Origin of the sequence: Aquitalea magnusonii, from assembly GCF_003202035.1 — a bacterium.
Lineage (GTDB): Bacteria > Pseudomonadota > Gammaproteobacteria > Burkholderiales > Chromobacteriaceae > Aquitalea > Aquitalea magnusonii.
This window is the reverse complement of sequence record NZ_QJKC01000012.1, coordinates 55042-69076: the sequence shown is the minus strand read 5'-3', so window position 1 is coordinate 69076 and position 14035 is coordinate 55042. Positions and strand designations below refer to the sequence as shown.

The window sequence follows — 14035 nt, the reverse complement described above, 5'->3', positions numbered from 1 at the left end:
TATTAATCGATTGTTAGTCTTGTGCTATCAAAAAAAAAGAGCCCGCAGGCTCTTGGTCAATCCGGATGTGATGGGCTTAGTCCCAGGGCAGCTTCTCGTCGCTGCCATGCTCTGCCGGCGCCGCAAGGTGCTGTGCTGGTGCCGGGGCAGGCGATGCCTGGCTGTCTTCCAGGCCGCCAAGCGCTTCGATCAAGGCTTCTACCAATTCACCCAGCTCTTCACTCATCAGGGTGAAGGTGGCTTCAAACAGGCTTTCCCGGTCATCACCCGCCTGACTGGCTTCTTCTTGCAGAACATCCAGAAACTGGATGCGCTTGAGTTGCAGGGTATCCGTCAGCATGAAACGAACTTTTTCCTGCCAGATCAGGCCAACGCGGGTCACCTGCTTGCCGGTCGCGATATGCTGGCGGATTTCCTCTGCGGTCAGGTCCATGCGCGTGCAGCGAATGACTGCGCCATTCTCGCTGCCATCTTTCAACTCACAGTCGGCATCCAGTTCGAAGCCGTAAGGTGCTTCGCCAGCGGCCAACCAGTCGGTCATGGCCGTATGTGGAGCCAGTTTGGTACGGGGCAGGGCGGCGGGGAAGGGCGGCAGGGCCTCGCGCAGTTTGGAAACCAGGGCTTCGGCCTTGCTGGCCGTACCCGAATCCACCATCATCCAGCCGCGGCGGCAATCCAGATAGGCGGTAGTACGATGACTGCGTACAAAGGCGCGTGGCAGCAAATCGTCGGTGACCTGCTCTTTCAGTGCCAGCTTTTCCTTGCGGCCAACCTTGCGCAGCTCCTTATCCTCGATCTCCTGCACTTTCTGTTCGACAAAATCGCGGATCACGCCAGCGGGCAATACCTTGTCTTCCCGCTTGAGCGACAGCAACTGGCAATCGCGGGCGGTAAACACCGGGCTGTCCAGATGTGAGGCAGGTGCGACCCAGCCTTCGGCAAACCAGTCCAGCCCGCCACAATGCTGAAAGGGGCTTTTCTCCAGCGCGGCGGCCAGTTTGTCGCTTGCGTGGATGGATTCGGAAGTCAGGCGATAAAAAGATAGTTGCTTAAACCACATAATTGTTCCATAATGCGCGTCCTCTGATGCCGCTGATTGTAACCCGGAAACGGGCCGCGCAGCAGACAACAGATTGCAGATATTAGTGGGAAGCGGAGTGTAGCTTAGCCTGGTAGAGCGCTACGTTCGGGACGTAGAGGCCGGAGGTTCGAATCCTCTCACTCCGACCAAAAATATCGCAAAAGTATTGTGAAATACTTGGATTTGAGTTAAATTGCTGTTCTCGCGCTGATGCGCGAAAACACAAATCGGAGTGTAGCTTAGCCTGGTAGAGCGCTACGTTCGGGACGTAGAGGCCGGAGGTTCGAATCCTCTCACTCCGACCAGATTCAAAAAAGCCTTGAATTTCTTCATAAGAGACTCAAGGCTTTTTTACCAAGTTGGTTCGCCGGTATAGCTCAGTTGGTAGAGCAGCGCATTCGTAATGCGAAGGTCGGGGGTTCGACTCCTCTTACCGGCACCATGTAAGTCAAGCACTTGAAGCCAGCCCTGCGGGGCTGGCTTTTTGCTTTTCTGTAACTTGTAAGACTGGCTAGGTGAATCGCCCGCCGCTTCTCTGGACACTCTTGAGCCGTTGGAAATATTGCTTCTCAAACTCTACCGGCGATAGCCCGTTTGCGGAACCATGCCGGCGTTTCGGCTTGTAGGACATCTCGATGTAATCGAAGATATCTCGCCGGGCTTCTTCTCTGTCGTGATAGGTTTTTAGCTTGATACGCGCACGCTTCAGCAACTGGAAGAAACTCTCCGCCACAGCATTGTCGTGGCAGTTCCCATGCCGGTTCATGCGGGGTACCAAGCGATGGGCCTTCAAAAAATCTTGCCAGTCGTCACTGCTGAACTGACTTCCCTGGTCGGAATGGACCAGCACCTCCTGCTTGGGCTGACGTCGCCATACCGCCATCACCAGGGCATTCCGCACCAGCTCTGTTCTATTGATACGTGACTGCATCGACCAGCCAATGACCTGCCGCGAAAGCAGGTCCAGTACCACCGCGAGACGTAACCACGTTCGGTTACCTGTTTGACAGCTTCAATCTTGAACTCCTCCGCTGTCCGGCTTGGCCGCCCGCAGTTTTGCTGACCGGCTTTTCCTTACTTGCCATCGGGTTGCTGCGGCATGAATCCTGTGGCGCAGTTGCGTGTGTCCGCAGCGCTTGTAAAAAGTGCTGGAAAAATATTGACATTAAAAAGTGGAGGGGTATTATCCGATCCAATCAAAATTGATTTTCATTTACGGGTGATGTGAATGCGGCTGAGTGAGCTGGGAAAACAACAAACAGCCAGTGTGGTCGGTGTGGAAAAATTGCAGGCAGATGACGCGATTGCCGCGCGCTTGCAGGACATCGGCTTTGTCGCTGGCGAGACGGTAAAGGTCATTACCCGTGCGCCGTGGGGAGGCGATCCGATTCTGGTACAGGTTGGCACCAGCCGCTTTGCCCTGCGCCGGGAAGAGGCCAGCCGCATCGTGCTGCAACCAGGAGTGCAACATGGCTGAGATGGCATTGCGCATTGCCCTGGTGGGGAATCCCAATTGCGGTAAAACCGCGCTGTTCAACCAGTTGACCGGCGCGCGCCAGAAGGTGGCCAATTATGCCGGCGTAACCGTCGAGCGCAAGGAGGGGCATTTCTTCACGGCGTCCGGTCACCGGATCAGCCTGCTCGACCTGCCCGGCACTTATAGTCTGGAATCGGCCAGCCAGGATGAGAAAGTCACGCTGGATGTGCTGCGCGGGCAGCATCGTGGTGAGCAGACTCCGGAAATGATTATCTGTGTTGCCGATGCCACCAATCTGCGGCTGCATTTGCGCTTTGTACTGGAGGTGCAGCAACTGGGCCTGCCCATGGTGCTGGCGCTGAATATGGTGGATGCGGCGCAGCGGCGTGGCATCCGGATTGATGTGGCGCGCCTGTCGGCCGAGCTGGGCATTCCGGTGGTGGAAACCGTGGCAGTGCGGCGTGGCGGGGTGGATGCGCTGGTGCAGCTGGTGGATCAGACCGCCAGCAAGATCCCTGCGGCGGCGGCAGCTCGCGGCGGGGATCTGCATCAGCAAGTACGCCGCATCATGGCCGATTGCGTCAACATTCCGCAGCTGTCCGATGCAAAAGTGGATGCGATTGACCGCTGGGTACTGCATCCGGTGCTGGGACCGCTGATTCTGCTGCTGGTGATGTTCATGGTGTTCCAGGGGGTGTATTCGCTGGGCAAGCCGGTAACCGACCTGATCGGCGACAATTTTGACCAGCTGAACAAGCTGGTGGCCAGCCTGCTGCCGGATGGCCCGCTGCGCGGCCTGCTGTGTGATGGCCTGATCAGCGGCCTGGGCACGGTGCTGGGTTTCCTGCCGGAAATCCTGGTGTTGTTCTTCTTCATCCTGGTGCTGGAGGAATCCGGCTATCTGCCGCGCGCCGCTTTCCTGCTCGACCGTGTCATGTTGTCGGTGGGTCTGACCGGCCGTTCATTCATTCCGCTGCTGTCCAGCTTTGCCTGCGCCATTCCCGGCATCATCGGCAGCCGCAGCATCAGTAATCAGCGTGATCGCTGGACCACCATTCTGGTGGCGCCATTGATGACCTGCTCGGCACGTTTGCCGGTGTATGCCCTGCTGATCGGCGCCTTCATTCCGGCGCAGAGCATTGGCGGGATACTGAATCTGCAAGGTCTGGTGCTGCTCGGCCTGTACCTGCTGGGTATCGTTGGGGCGATGGTGGTGGGCTGGGTATGCAAGCGGCTGCGGCCGCGTGATGCGCAGCAACCGGCGCTGATCATGGAGTTGCCGGCCTACCGTGTGCCGCAAATCCGCGATCTGGCGCTGGGGCTGTGGGAAAGAGGCAGCATCTTCCTGAAAAAGCTGACCGGCATGATTCTGGCGCTGACGGTGCTGATGTGGTTTATTTCCAGCTTCCCCAATCCGCCTGCCGGTGCGACCGGTCCGGCCATCGACTACAGCATTGCCGGCTATCTGGGCAAGTCCTTGCAGTTTCTGTTTGCACCGCTGGGTTTCAACTGGCAGGTCACGCTGGCGCTGATTCCGGCCTTTGCCGCACGGGAAACCGCCGTGGCTACCCTGGCGACGGTTTACTCGGTGGCCAATGCCGATGATGTGGCTTCGCTGGGCCATGTGCTGGCGCATCAGATCTCGCTGGCCAGCGCGCTGTCCCTGATGGTGTGGTTTGCCTTTGCGCCGCAGTGCATGTCGACACTGGCAGTGATCCGCAAGGAAACCGGCAGCCGGCGGCAGGTGGTGTTGTCCTTCAGCTATATGTTTGTGGTGGCTTACGCCTGCTCGTTTCTGACCTATCACCTGGTGAAGGCCTTTGCATGACTACCAGCCTCTTGCTCCAGTACGGCATCATCGCCATCGTCGTCCTGTTTGCCCTGCGCAGCCTGATTCAGCGCTTTGCCCGCAAGCAGGGCGGCTGTGGCAGCAGCTGCGGTTCTTGCGGGGGCGGCTGCGCGAGCAATGGCGCCACGCCCGTGGTGATGATCAAGCCACTGCCGCCGACAAAGAAAGGCGGCGACTGCTGCGCGGGTGACTGAGTTTTCTTGTCCCTGCTGATCGCGCTCCGCAGGCCACCGGCCTTGCCATGAAAATGCCACGCTTAGCCGTGGCATTTTTCTTTTGATGTCAGACAGGCCGCCTGCACGCTGCACGGGCAGTGCTCATCGCGGAGGATGCGCCGCACGGCAAGCGGTGACGCTGGCCACGGACCTGGCCCGGCGGCAGCCGGGGAGGGCTGACGACAGCGACGACAAAACTTTGCGTTGACAGTTCAAATGCAAATGATCATGATTCTCATTTTCAATAATGGGTCTGGTCATGTTGATCCCGTTTCTCATCATGTTGCGCGAAGGCATGGAGGCTGCGCTGATTGTCGGCATCATCGCCAGCTATCTGCGCCAGTCCGGTCAGCAGCGCTGGATGCCCGCCGTATGGCTGGGCGTGGTGCTGGCCTGCCTGCTCAGTCTGGCGGTGGGCGCGCTGCTGGAACTGACCCAGCAGGAATTCCCGCAAAAGCAGCAAGAGCTGTTTGAAGCGGTGGTGGCGCTGATTGCCGTCGCCATTCTCACCTCCATGGTGTTCTGGATGAAGCAGGCCGCCCGTTCCATCAAGGGGCAGCTGCACGAATCCATGGCGGCGCTGTTCCGCCGCAGCCGGGGCCAGGCTTATGCACTGGTCGGCATGGCGTTTTTTGCCGTGGCGCGCGAAGGGCTGGAATCGGTGTTTTTCCTGCTGGCGGCCTTCCAGCAGCAGGCAGAAAACCCGCTGGCCTGGCTGGCCGCCGTGCTGGGCCTGCTGGTGGCGGCAGCCATCGGCTACGGCATCTACCAGGGCGGCGTGCGTATCGATCTGCGCCGTTTCTTCCGCCTGACCGGCCTGTTCATCATCTTCGTCGCGGCCGGCCTGCTGGCCGGTGCCATCAAGTCGCTGCACGAAGCCGGCTTGTGGAACCAGCTGCAGGCCGTGGTATTCGACCTGAGCCATGTGCTGCCCACCGACACCCCGCTCGGCGTGATCCTGGCCGGCCTGTTCGGCTACAACGACACCCCCACCGTCAGCGAAGTGCTGGCCTGGCTGCTGTTCCTGATTCCAGCCCTGTGGCTGTTCCTGCGTGGCAGCCAGCCTGCCGCCAGCCCGCAGCCTGCCTCCACGCGCTGACACGGCTTTCGCCCCCCATTTTTCAAGGAAAAACCTGATGACACACCGTTCCCTGTTCAAGTTGTCGCTACTGGCATTGCTGGTCTCCACCCTGGCTGCCTGCGGTAAAAGCGAAGATGCGCCAGTGGCGCAGGCCAGCAGTGCGGCCGTGGCTGCCGCCTCGGCAGCGGCGGTGGACTACAGCGCCCAGCTGGCCGGCCCGATTGCCGACTACAAGCAATACGTGACCAGCGAGCTGGCCGGCCTGCTGACCCAGTCCAAGGCTTTTGCCGCCGCCATCAAGGCTGGCGAACTGAAAAAGGCGCAGGAGCTGTACCCCATCACCCGCCAGCATTACGAGCGTATCGAGCCGATTGCCGAACTGTTCTCCGATATGGATGGCGCGATCGATGCCCGCGAGGATGACTTCAAGCAAAAAGCCGCCGACCCGAAATTCACCGGCTTCCACCGTCTGGAAAAAGCCCTGTTTGGCGACCACACCACCAAGGGTCAGGCTGAGTATGCCGACAAGCTGGTAGCGGACATCAGCACCCTGCAAAGCCGGGTGCAGACGCTGAGCATTCCGCCAGCCAAGATGGTGGGCGGCGCGGCCGGCCTGATCGAAGAAGTGGCGGCCACCAAGATCAGCGGTGAGGAAGACCGCTACAGCCATACCGATCTGTGGGACTTCCGCGCCAATGTCGACGGCGCGCAGAAGATTGTCGAGCTGCTGCGCCCGCTGCTGCAGAAAGCCAGCCCGGACTTGCTGGCCAAGGTGGATGAAAACTTCAAGTCGGTCGACAGCCTGCTGGACAAATACCGCAGCGAGGACAAGCAGGGCTTTGTCAGCTACGACAAGCTCACCGATGCCGACCGCACCGCCATGAAGGGCCCGATCACCGCGCTGGCGGAAGACCTGTCCAAGCTGCGTGGCGTGCTGGGGCTGGATTGATCCGTCACGCTACCGCCCGGCGCTGCCAGTGCGCAGGCCGGGCGGGCTGGAACAAATTGTCTGAGGAATGAGCCATGTCCAGAGTATTCCCCGTAGTCCTGCTTGCCGCCTTGCTGGCCGGCTGCAGCAAGGAGGCCCCGGCACCACAGGCCACCGTCGCCGCTGCTGCCATCCCGGTGGTGAATGTCGGCATCAGCGATGAGGCCTGCCAGCCGATGCAGCTGACCGTGCAGCGCGGCAAGACCCAGTTCCTGATCAAGAACAACAGCAGCCGCACTGTGGAATGGGAAATCCTCAAGGGCGTGTATGTGGTGGAGGAGCGCGAGAACATCGCCCCCGGTTTCAGCCAGAAGCTGACCGCCAGGCTGGAGCCCGGCACATACGCCATGACCTGCGGCCTGCTGAGCAATCCGCACGGTGTGCTAATCGTCGAATGATCATGCTGCGCGGCAGCACAATACAGAAGTCCTTCACACCATGACTGAACAAGACAAGCCTGTCCTTTCCCCGCCTGTGGCGATCGCCAATCCCCAGCGTCGCAGCCTGCTGCGCGGGGCCGGGCTGTTTGGCGGCGGCCTGCTGGCCGGCGGCCTGGGTAGCGCGGCCTGGTTTGGCCAGCTGGCCAAACCGGTGGATCCGGCGCAGCAAGTGGTCCCCTACCGCGGCCAGCATCAGGCAGGCATCACCACCCCGGCAGCGCAGGAAGCCATCTTCATCGCTTTTGATGTGCTGGCGCGAGACCGCCAGGGCTTGCAAGCCACCTTGCAGTTGCTGACCGAACGCATCGCCTTTCTGACCCAGGGCGGCCCGGCACCGGTGGATCACCCCAAAATGCCACCGCCGGACTCCGGCCTGTTGGGCAGCAATATCAGCGCGGATGGGCTGAGCATCACCGTGGCGGTGGGCGCCTCGCTGTTTGACCAGCGCTTTGGCCTGCAGGCACAGCGCCCGCGGCAGCTGAGCCAGATGCAGGCTTTTGCCAATGACGCGCTGGACGCGGCATGGTGCGATGGCGACCTGCTGCTGCAATGCTGCGCCCATTCGCGCGAAACGGTGATTCACGCCGTGCGTGACATCATCAAGCATTGCCCGGACAAGCTGGCTGCCCGCTGGAAGATGGATGGTTTTTTGCCGGCGGGAGCCGTGCGCCACAGCAGCACGCCGATCAATCTGTTCGGCTTCAAGGACGGGACGGGAAACCCCGACACGGCCGACAGCGCCCAGATGAATGCGCTGGTGTGGGTGGACGACAAGGACCAGGAGCCGGCCTGGGCCAAGGGCGGCAGCTATGTCGCCATTCGCCTGATCCGCTTCACGCTGGAGCAGTGGGACCGCACACCGCTGGGCGAGCAGCAGGGTATTTTCGGCCGCGACAAGGCCAGTGGTGCGCCGCTGGGCAAGACCCACGAATTCGACGACCCCGGCTTTGCGGCAGACCCGCACGGCCAGCAGGTGCCGCTGGATTCGCACATGCGCCGGGCCGAGCCACGCCAGCATGGCCGCCACGATGCCAGGCTGCTGCGTCGCAGCTACAGCTATTCGCTGGGGCTGACCAAATCCGGCCAGCTGGACATGGGGCTGGTGTTCATCTGCTTTCAGTCCAATCTGCAAACCGGTTTCATCGCTACCCAGCACCGGCTGGATGGCGAACCGCTGGAGGAATACATCAAACCTTTTGGCGGCGGTTATTTCTTTGCCCTGCCCGGAGTGAGCGGCAGCGACTATCTCGGTGCCGGCCTGTTGCAAGCCGGGCGCTGATGGCGGCCCGGCCATCAGGCTGGAACAGAGTTTGCTACAACGCACACACCAAGGTTGTCTTTTGCCCCTGCCTAGCTGGCGGGGGCTTTCTTTTGTCTGCCGGCCAGCCGGCGGTAGAGCGTGCGCTCGGTCAGTTGCAGCGCCGAGGCCAGTTGCTGGCGGCTTAAGCCGCTGTGTTCGACCGCCCATTGCAGGTACTGGCTTTCCAGCTGTTCCAGCGGCAGCAGGCCGCAGTGGAAGTCCTGCATGGCCGGGGTTGCCGGTGGTGTGCTGTTCCATTCGTCGGCGCACAGGTTTTCCAGCGTGATGACATCGCCGTCGCTCAGCAGGCTGGCGCGTTCCAGCAGATTGCGCAGTTCGCGGATATTGCCGTTGAAAGGCTGTTGCAACAGCCATTGCAGCGCAGCCGGCTCCAGTTGCAGCCTGCGTCCGGGGGCAACCCGCTCCAGCAGCGAGGCCGCCAGCAGCGGAATGTCCTCGCGCCGTTCGCGCAGGGGAGGGAGGCGGATGGGAAACACCGCCAGCCGGTAGTAGAGGTCGGCGCGGAAGCTGCCGGACTCGACCATGGCTGCCAGATTGCGGTGGGTGGCGGCAATCAGCCTAAAGCTGGCGGGAATGCTGTTGATGCCCCCCACGCGGCGAAAGCTGCCGGACTCCAGCAAGCGCAACAGCTTGACCTGCTGTGACAGCGGCAGGTCGCCAATTTCATCCAGAAACAGCGTGCCGCCATGGGCGGCTTCCACCAGGCCCTGCTTGCGCTGGTTGGCCCCGGTAAACGCCCCTTTTTCATAGCCGAACAGCTCGCTTTCCAGCAGGGTTTCACTCAGGCTGGCGCAATCCACCGCAATAAACGGCCGTTGCGCGGCACCGCCGCTGTCGTGAATGGCCCGTGCCAGTCCTTCCTTGCCGGTGCCGGATTCGCCGATCAACAGCACCGCCGCACTGGAAGGGGCCGCTCTTTGCGCCAGCAGCAGCATGCGGCGAAACACTGCGCTGCGCCCCACCATCTTGTCGGCGGCCGCCTGGCTGCTGGCCAGCTGCAGCGGCTTCATCTTTTCAATGAACAGGTGGCGATGGCCGCTGATATCCGCCAGTGGCATCAGTTCCACATCCACATGCTCGTCGCCATGCGCCGTGCGGTGAATGTGCAGCACCCGTTCCGGCTGGCCGCTGGCCAGCGTCATGCGCAGCGGGCAGGACTCGCCCTCTTCATCACAGGGGCGTTGATAGCCGTGTGACACCTCGTAGCAGTGGCGGCCCGGCGCTTCGGCACCGTAGGCGGCGCGGTAGGCCTGGTTGGCATGCAGGATTTCAAAGTGCTCGGTAATGACGATGCGCGGCTCGCTCAGCTCGTCCAGCATGCGGCTGATGGTGTCCAGGCTGGCTTCATTCGACAGGGGTGACATAGTGTGTTTTCTGACATGTCAAAAATGACATGATAGCCGGAAAACCGCCAGTAATCCCCCTGAAAACAGGCGGTACAGCCTGGCATGGCATTTGCAAACAGCCAGGCCAAACGCGGTGGCCCACCCTGCCTGCCCCGGCGCAAGCGGGTGGCCAGCTGTGCCGCCACCGCGTCAACCGAGAGCCTGCAATGAACAAACCACCACGCAAACTGGGCCGTGAACTGGCCTGGATCATCGGCATCAAGATCGTGCTGCTGCTGATCATCTGGAAAGCCTTGGTCGCGCCCTACCGCGTCCATGTCGATGCCGCCGCCATGGCCGACGGCATGCGGGAGGCGGGGATGGCCAGCCAACACCTGGAGAAAAACAATGTTAGATAACATCGTCGATTTATCACGACTGCAGTTCGCCGTGACGGCGCTTTACCACTTCCTGTTCGTGCCACTGACCATCGGCATGGTGTGGCTGCTGGTGATCATGGAGTCTGTATGGCTGATGACCGGCAAGCAGGTCTATCAGGACATGACCCGCTTCTGGGGCAAGCTGTTCGGCATCAATTTTGCGCTGGGGGTGACCACCGGCATCACCATGGAATTCCAGTTCGGTACCAACTGGGCCTATTACTCGCACTATGTGGGCGATATTTTCGGCGCGCCGCTGGCCATCGAGGGGCTGATGGCCTTTTTCCTGGAATCCACCATGATCGGCCTGTTCTTTTTTGGCTGGGAGCGGCTGTCGCGCAAGCAGCACTTGCTGGTGACCATCCTGATGGCCATCGGCACCAATCTGTCGGCCTTGTGGATATTGATTGCCAATGGCTGGATGCAGAATCCGGTGGGGGCCGAGTTCAGCTATCAGACCATGCGCATGGAGATGACCGACTTTGCCGCGCTGCTGCTTAACCCGGATGCCCAGGCCAAGTTCGTGCATACCGTCAGCGCCGGTTATGTCACCGGGGCGATGTTTGTGCTGTCGATTTCCAGCTGGTATCTGCTGCGCGGGCGCAATGTGGAATTCGCCCGCAAGAGCTTCCGTATTGCCGCTGCCTTCGGTTTTGCCAGTATCTGTTCGGTGATCGTGCTGGGCGATGAGTCCGGCTACACCGTGGGCGAGGCGCAGCAGACCAAGCTGGCCGCCATCGAGGCCATGTGGCATACCGAGCCGGCCCCGGCCTCGTTCAATCTGCTGGCTTGGCCGAATGAAACACGCATGGAGAACGACTGGCAGGTGAGTATTCCCTGGGTGATGGGCTTGATTGGCACCCGTTCGCTCAGCAAGGAAATACCGGGTATTCACGAAATCATGGCGCAAAACCGCCTGCGTATTGAGTCCGGCATGCTGGCAGTACAGGCGCTGGAAAGCGTGCGGCGCGACCGCCAGGACAGTGCTGCCAAAGCGGTGCTGGAAGCCCACAAAAAGGATCTGGGCTTTGGCCTGCTGCTGAAGAAGTACACCGCCAATGTGGCCACGGCCACGCCGCAGATGATTGATGCCGCCGCGCGCGACACCATTCCTCGCGTGGCACCGATGTTCTGGTCCTTCCGGCTGATGGTGGGCATGGGCATGGCCATGTTGCTGCTGTTTGGCTGGGCCTTCTGGGCCTCGCTCAAGGGCAATTTCCAGCACCGTCCGCGCCTGCTCAAGCTGGCCTTGTGCTGCCTGCCGTTGCCCTGGTTGTCCTGCGAACTGGGCTGGGTGGTGGCCGAATATGGCCGCCAGCCGTGGACCATTTACGGCGTACTACCCACCCGGCTGTCGGTGTCCACGCTGTCGCTGGAGTCGTTATACGGTTCGCTGGCCGGTTTTGTCGGTTTCTACACCGTGCTGCTGGTGGTGGAAATGATGCTGATGGTGCGCTTTGCCCGCCAGGGGCCGGGCAGTCTGGGCACGGGCCGCTACGACCATGAAACCGCTCATTGATATTGGCTGGCAACACCTCTGCGGCTGTATCGCACCAGGGATGTTGCACTGTTTTGTGCGCAGTACGAAGGAATAATCATGCTGGATTATGCAAGTTTGAAGGTGATCTGGTGGCTGCTGGTCGGCGTCTTGCTGGTCGGTTTTGCCATCATGGATGGTCACGATATGGGTGTGGGCACGCTGTTGCCCTTTGTCGGCAAGGATGATACCGAACGGCGGGTGGTGATCAACACCGTCGGCCCGCACTGGGATGGCAACCAGGTGTGGTTCATCACCGGTGGCGGCGCCATTTTTGCCGCCTGGCCGCTGGTGTATGCCACGGCGTTTTCCGGTTTTTACTGGGCCATGCTGCTGGTGTTGTGGGCGCTGTTTTTCCGCCCGGTGGGCTTTGACTACCGCAGCAAGATAGACAACCCCACCTGGCGTTCGGTATGGGACTGGGGCCTGTTTGTCGGCGGAACGGTACCGCCGCTGATTTTTGGCGTGGCCTTTGGCAATTTGCTGCAAGGCGTGCCCTTTCATTTCGACAACAATCTGCTCTCCACCTACGACGGCAGCTTCTGGGGCCTGCTCAATCCGTTTGCCCTGCTGTGCGGGGTGGTGTCCAGCGCCATGATCACCTTTCACGGCGGGGTGTATCTGGTGCACCGTACCGAGGGCGACATCCAGCGGCGCGCACAACGCTGGGTGATGGCAAGCGGCCTACTGTGGCTGGGCGGATTTACCCTGGCCGGCATCTGGCTGGCGCTGGGTATTGATGGCTATGTGATCAGCTCGGCAGTGCAGCCGGATGCGCTGCCCGACCCGCTGGCCAAAACCGTCAGCCGCGTCGCCGGAGCCTGGCTGGGCAATTACCAGCGCTGGCCGCTCACCATGCTGCTGCCGCTGAGCGCCTATCTGGCCGGCATCGCCGCCATGCTGCTCTTGCGTGGTGGCCGCAGTTTTGCCGCTTTCTGGGCCTCAGCCGTGGGACTGGCCGGGGTCATCGGCACCGCCGGCATCAGCATGTTCCCCTTCGTGATGCCCTCGTCCAGCAACCCGGCCTCCAGCCTGACGGTGTGGGACAGCGTGTCCAGCCAGCTCACGCTGGAATTGATGCTGGTGGCCACGCTGATTTTCATGCCCTTGATCATCCTGTACACCCGCTGGGCCTACAAGGTGATGGGCGGCAAGGTGACCGCCGCCTATGTGCGGGAGAACAATCACAGTGCCTACTGAGATCAAGATTGCCATTGCCAGCCAGAACCGGCGCACGGTCAGCCCTCATGCCGGCAAGTGCGCGCATTTCTGGCTGCTGGATAGTGCCGATGGCAGTTGCCGCAGCCTGTTGCTGAGTCCGGCGCAGCTGCTGTGCCAGGGCGGCGATCTGGCGGATCATCCGCTGCGCGGGGTGGATGTCCTGCTGGCAGCCAGTGCCGGGCAGGCGCTGGCGCAGCGGCTGCAGCAGCTGGGCATCACGCTGTCACTCACCACGGAAAGCGAGCCGCAGGCGGCGGCCCGCCAGTGGCTGGCCGGTCGCCGCGCCACCCCCTGCCAGCCGGGCAAGGGCCGCTGTCAATCAATTACAGGGAGAACATGATGTGGTATTTCGCATGGGTATTGGGTATCGGCTTTGCCGTGTCGCTGGGCATTCTGAATGCCTTGTGGGGCGAACATGAGGAGGAGCGCAAGGCACTGCCTTAGCCCCTGTGCATGGTTGCGCCGGCGAGTGAGGCAGGGTGCAAAGTTGACCCTGTGTCATCTCAGCGCTGCGTGGCCGCTGGGGATGCGCTGCTGGGGTTGTGTCGCGCCTGCTGCTGGCCAAATGAAAGGGGCTGTCCCGCTATGGGACAGCCCCTGTTGCATGCCGGGTGTGGCTGGCTCAGCCGATATCCAGGCGGCGGATCACGGTTTCCAGCACTTGCGCCTTGTCCGCCCATTGAGGTTTGAGCAGCTTTTCTGCCCGCTGGATGGCCTGGCAGGCCGGGCAGTCATCCTGGCGGTCTTCCGAGCCGTTCACCGGGCAGTTGGCACGGCGGATATGCTGGGTTTCACCGGTGGCCACGCGCAGCAGACCTTCCATGGCTGCCTTGATTGCCTTGTCCATTGTCTTATCTCCTGTTGGGGGATGTCATGCAAAGATGGAAAACAGTCACAGGGCCGGGCTCCCGGTAGGGTGTCGCTGGTCGATGCGTGCGGTGTTCGCATGACGCCATGTGCAGCATGGCGCGTCCTGTGCCTGCATTTGCCGTCAGCTTAGTGGGCAAATGCAGGCAAAGTTTTCGTCTAGGTCAAGAAAGCCGCACTCTTTGCCGGATGC

Annotated in this window: 15 protein-coding genes, 3 tRNA genes and 1 pseudogene; 15 read left to right on the top strand and 4 right to left on the bottom strand. The window is 61.2% G+C overall.

Translation table 11 applies throughout. The annotated features are described in order from the left end of the window. Positions 1 to 76 precede the first annotated feature (76 nt). A complete protein-coding gene (locus tag DFR38_RS13650; RefSeq protein WP_059286518.1) occupies positions 77 to 1060 on the bottom strand; it encodes a recombination-associated protein RdgC in 984 nt (327 codons plus the stop codon). Positions 1061 to 1153: 93 nt separating this feature from the next. Here DFR38_RS13650 and DFR38_RS13645 point away from each other — a divergent pair. The 3 genes from DFR38_RS13645 to DFR38_RS13635 all read left to right on the top strand — a co-directional run bounded on the left by DFR38_RS13645 (position 1154) and on the right by DFR38_RS13635 (position 1523). Continuing rightward, positions 1154 to 1230, top strand: a tRNA-Pro gene (locus tag DFR38_RS13645). Between the two features lie 79 nt (positions 1231 to 1309). Beyond that, positions 1310 to 1386 (top strand) — tRNA-Pro (locus DFR38_RS13640). A gap of 61 nt (positions 1387 to 1447) precedes the next feature. Further along, a tRNA-Thr gene (locus tag DFR38_RS13635) sits at positions 1448 to 1523 on the top strand. A gap of 69 nt (positions 1524 to 1592) precedes the next feature. On the opposite strand, the pseudogene DFR38_RS13630 reads toward DFR38_RS13635, so the two are convergent. Further along, positions 1593 to 2075: pseudogene (locus tag DFR38_RS13630) on the bottom strand (IS3 family transposase); the annotation flags it as partial. A 234-nt stretch (positions 2076 to 2309) separates the two neighbouring features. Here DFR38_RS13630 and DFR38_RS13625 point away from each other — a divergent pair. The 7 genes from DFR38_RS13625 to efeB all read left to right on the top strand — a co-directional run bounded on the left by DFR38_RS13625 (position 2310) and on the right by efeB (position 8410). Continuing rightward, positions 2310 to 2558, top strand: coding sequence for a FeoA family protein (locus DFR38_RS13625; RefSeq protein ID WP_059286519.1), 249 nt, complete (start codon positions 2310 to 2312; stop codon positions 2556 to 2558). After that, the gene (gene feoB / locus DFR38_RS13620; RefSeq protein WP_059286520.1) at positions 2551 to 4386 is read left to right on the top strand and encodes a ferrous iron transporter B; all 1836 of its coding nucleotides are present in this window, start codon (positions 2551 to 2553) and stop codon (positions 4384 to 4386) included. The genes DFR38_RS13625 and feoB overlap by 8 nt, the downstream gene beginning before the upstream one ends. Continuing rightward, entirely contained in the window at positions 4383 to 4601 is a 219-nt protein-coding gene (locus DFR38_RS13615) for a FeoB-associated Cys-rich membrane protein (RefSeq protein ID WP_059286521.1), read from the top strand. Before feoB ends, DFR38_RS13615 begins: the two co-directional genes overlap by 4 nt. 280 nt (positions 4602 to 4881) lie before the next feature. Further along, positions 4882 to 5721, top strand: coding sequence for an iron uptake transporter permease EfeU (gene efeU, locus DFR38_RS13610; protein ID WP_110313552.1), 840 nt, complete (start codon positions 4882 to 4884; stop codon positions 5719 to 5721). Between the two features lie 37 nt (positions 5722 to 5758). Next, positions 5759 to 6652, top strand: a complete 894-nt coding sequence (gene efeO / locus DFR38_RS13605; protein WP_110313538.1) for an iron uptake system protein EfeO — start codon at positions 5759 to 5761, stop codon at positions 6650 to 6652. 74 nt (positions 6653 to 6726) lie between these two features. Then, the gene (locus DFR38_RS13600; RefSeq protein ID WP_059287164.1) at positions 6727 to 7089 is read left to right on the top strand and encodes a cupredoxin domain-containing protein; all 363 of its coding nucleotides are present in this window, start codon (positions 6727 to 6729) and stop codon (positions 7087 to 7089) included. Positions 7090 to 7129: 40 nt separating this feature from the next. Further along, a complete protein-coding gene (gene efeB / locus DFR38_RS13595; RefSeq protein ID WP_110313537.1) occupies positions 7130 to 8410 on the top strand; it encodes an iron uptake transporter deferrochelatase/peroxidase subunit in 1281 nt (426 codons plus the stop codon). A 71-nt stretch (positions 8411 to 8481) separates the two neighbouring features. Here the strand turns inward: efeB and DFR38_RS13590 are convergent, their stop codons facing one another. Further along, positions 8482 to 9816 carry a sigma-54 interaction domain-containing protein gene (locus DFR38_RS13590; protein ID WP_059287163.1) on the bottom strand — a complete coding sequence of 445 codons (1335 nt, stop codon included), beginning with the start codon at positions 9814 to 9816 and terminating at the stop codon, positions 8482 to 8484. Between the two features lie 188 nt (positions 9817 to 10004). On the opposite strand from DFR38_RS13590, the gene cydP reads away from it, so the two are divergent. The 5 genes from cydP to cydX all read left to right on the top strand — a co-directional run bounded on the left by cydP (position 10005) and on the right by cydX (position 13419). Then, positions 10005 to 10196: a cytochrome oxidase putative small subunit CydP gene (cydP, locus tag DFR38_RS13585; RefSeq protein ID WP_059287162.1), complete on the top strand. Its 192-nt coding sequence runs from the start codon at positions 10005 to 10007 to the stop codon at positions 10194 to 10196. Beyond that, positions 10186 to 11736 carry a cytochrome ubiquinol oxidase subunit I gene (locus DFR38_RS13580; protein WP_059287161.1) on the top strand — a complete coding sequence of 517 codons (1551 nt, stop codon included), beginning with the start codon at positions 10186 to 10188 and terminating at the stop codon, positions 11734 to 11736. The genes cydP and DFR38_RS13580 overlap by 11 nt, the downstream gene beginning before the upstream one ends. Positions 11737 to 11814: 78 nt before the next feature. Beyond that, positions 11815 to 12954, top strand: a complete 1140-nt coding sequence (gene cydB / locus DFR38_RS13575; protein ID WP_193394310.1) for a cytochrome d ubiquinol oxidase subunit II — start codon at positions 11815 to 11817, stop codon at positions 12952 to 12954. Continuing rightward, a complete protein-coding gene (locus DFR38_RS13570; protein WP_158527741.1) occupies positions 12944 to 13315 on the top strand; it encodes a NifB/NifX family molybdenum-iron cluster-binding protein in 372 nt (123 codons plus the stop codon). The genes cydB and DFR38_RS13570 overlap by 11 nt, the downstream gene beginning before the upstream one ends. Continuing rightward, positions 13315 to 13419 carry a cytochrome bd-I oxidase subunit CydX gene (gene cydX / locus DFR38_RS13565; RefSeq protein WP_082693383.1) on the top strand — a complete coding sequence of 35 codons (105 nt, stop codon included), beginning with the start codon at positions 13315 to 13317 and terminating at the stop codon, positions 13417 to 13419. The genes DFR38_RS13570 and cydX overlap by 1 nt, the downstream gene beginning before the upstream one ends. A 178-nt stretch (positions 13420 to 13597) precedes the next feature. On the opposite strand, the gene DFR38_RS13560 is transcribed toward cydX, so the two are convergent. Further along, entirely contained in the window at positions 13598 to 13822 is a 225-nt protein-coding gene (locus tag DFR38_RS13560; protein ID WP_059285646.1) for a hypothetical protein, read from the bottom strand. Positions 13823 to 14035 lie beyond the last annotated feature (213 nt).

Bases quoted from the DNA above. Each gene is read 5' to 3' on its own strand.
- DFR38_RS13580 (WP_059287161.1), top strand. From the start codon at position 10,186: ATGTTAGATAACATCGTCGATTTATCACGACTGCAGTTCGCCGTGACG.
- DFR38_RS13590 (WP_059287163.1), bottom strand. From the start codon at position 9,816: ATGTCACCCCTGTCGAATGAAGCCAGCCTGGACACCATCAGCCGCATG.
- DFR38_RS13625 (WP_059286519.1), top strand. From the start codon at position 2,310: ATGCGGCTGAGTGAGCTGGGAAAACAACAAACAGCCAGTGTGGTCGGT.
- efeO (WP_110313538.1), top strand. From the start codon at position 5,759: ATGACACACCGTTCCCTGTTCAAGTTGTCGCTACTGGCATTGCTGGTC.
- DFR38_RS13615 (WP_059286521.1), top strand. From the start codon at position 4,383: ATGACTACCAGCCTCTTGCTCCAGTACGGCATCATCGCCATCGTCGTC.
- efeU (WP_110313552.1), top strand. From the start codon at position 4,882: ATGTTGATCCCGTTTCTCATCATGTTGCGCGAAGGCATGGAGGCTGCG.
- efeB (WP_110313537.1), top strand. From the start codon at position 7,130: ATGACTGAACAAGACAAGCCTGTCCTTTCCCCGCCTGTGGCGATCGCC.
- feoB (WP_059286520.1), top strand. From the start codon at position 2,551: ATGGCTGAGATGGCATTGCGCATTGCCCTGGTGGGGAATCCCAATTGC.
- DFR38_RS13600 (WP_059287164.1), top strand. From the start codon at position 6,727: ATGTCCAGAGTATTCCCCGTAGTCCTGCTTGCCGCCTTGCTGGCCGGC.
- cydX (WP_082693383.1), top strand. From the start codon at position 13,315: ATGTGGTATTTCGCATGGGTATTGGGTATCGGCTTTGCCGTGTCGCTG.
- cydB (WP_193394310.1), top strand. From the start codon at position 11,815: ATGCTGGATTATGCAAGTTTGAAGGTGATCTGGTGGCTGCTGGTCGGC.
- DFR38_RS13560 (WP_059285646.1), bottom strand. From the start codon at position 13,822: ATGGACAAGGCAATCAAGGCAGCCATGGAAGGTCTGCTGCGCGTGGCC.
- cydP (WP_059287162.1), top strand. From the start codon at position 10,005: ATGAACAAACCACCACGCAAACTGGGCCGTGAACTGGCCTGGATCATC.
- DFR38_RS13650 (WP_059286518.1), bottom strand. From the start codon at position 1,060: ATGTGGTTTAAGCAACTATCTTTTTATCGCCTGACTTCCGAATCCATC.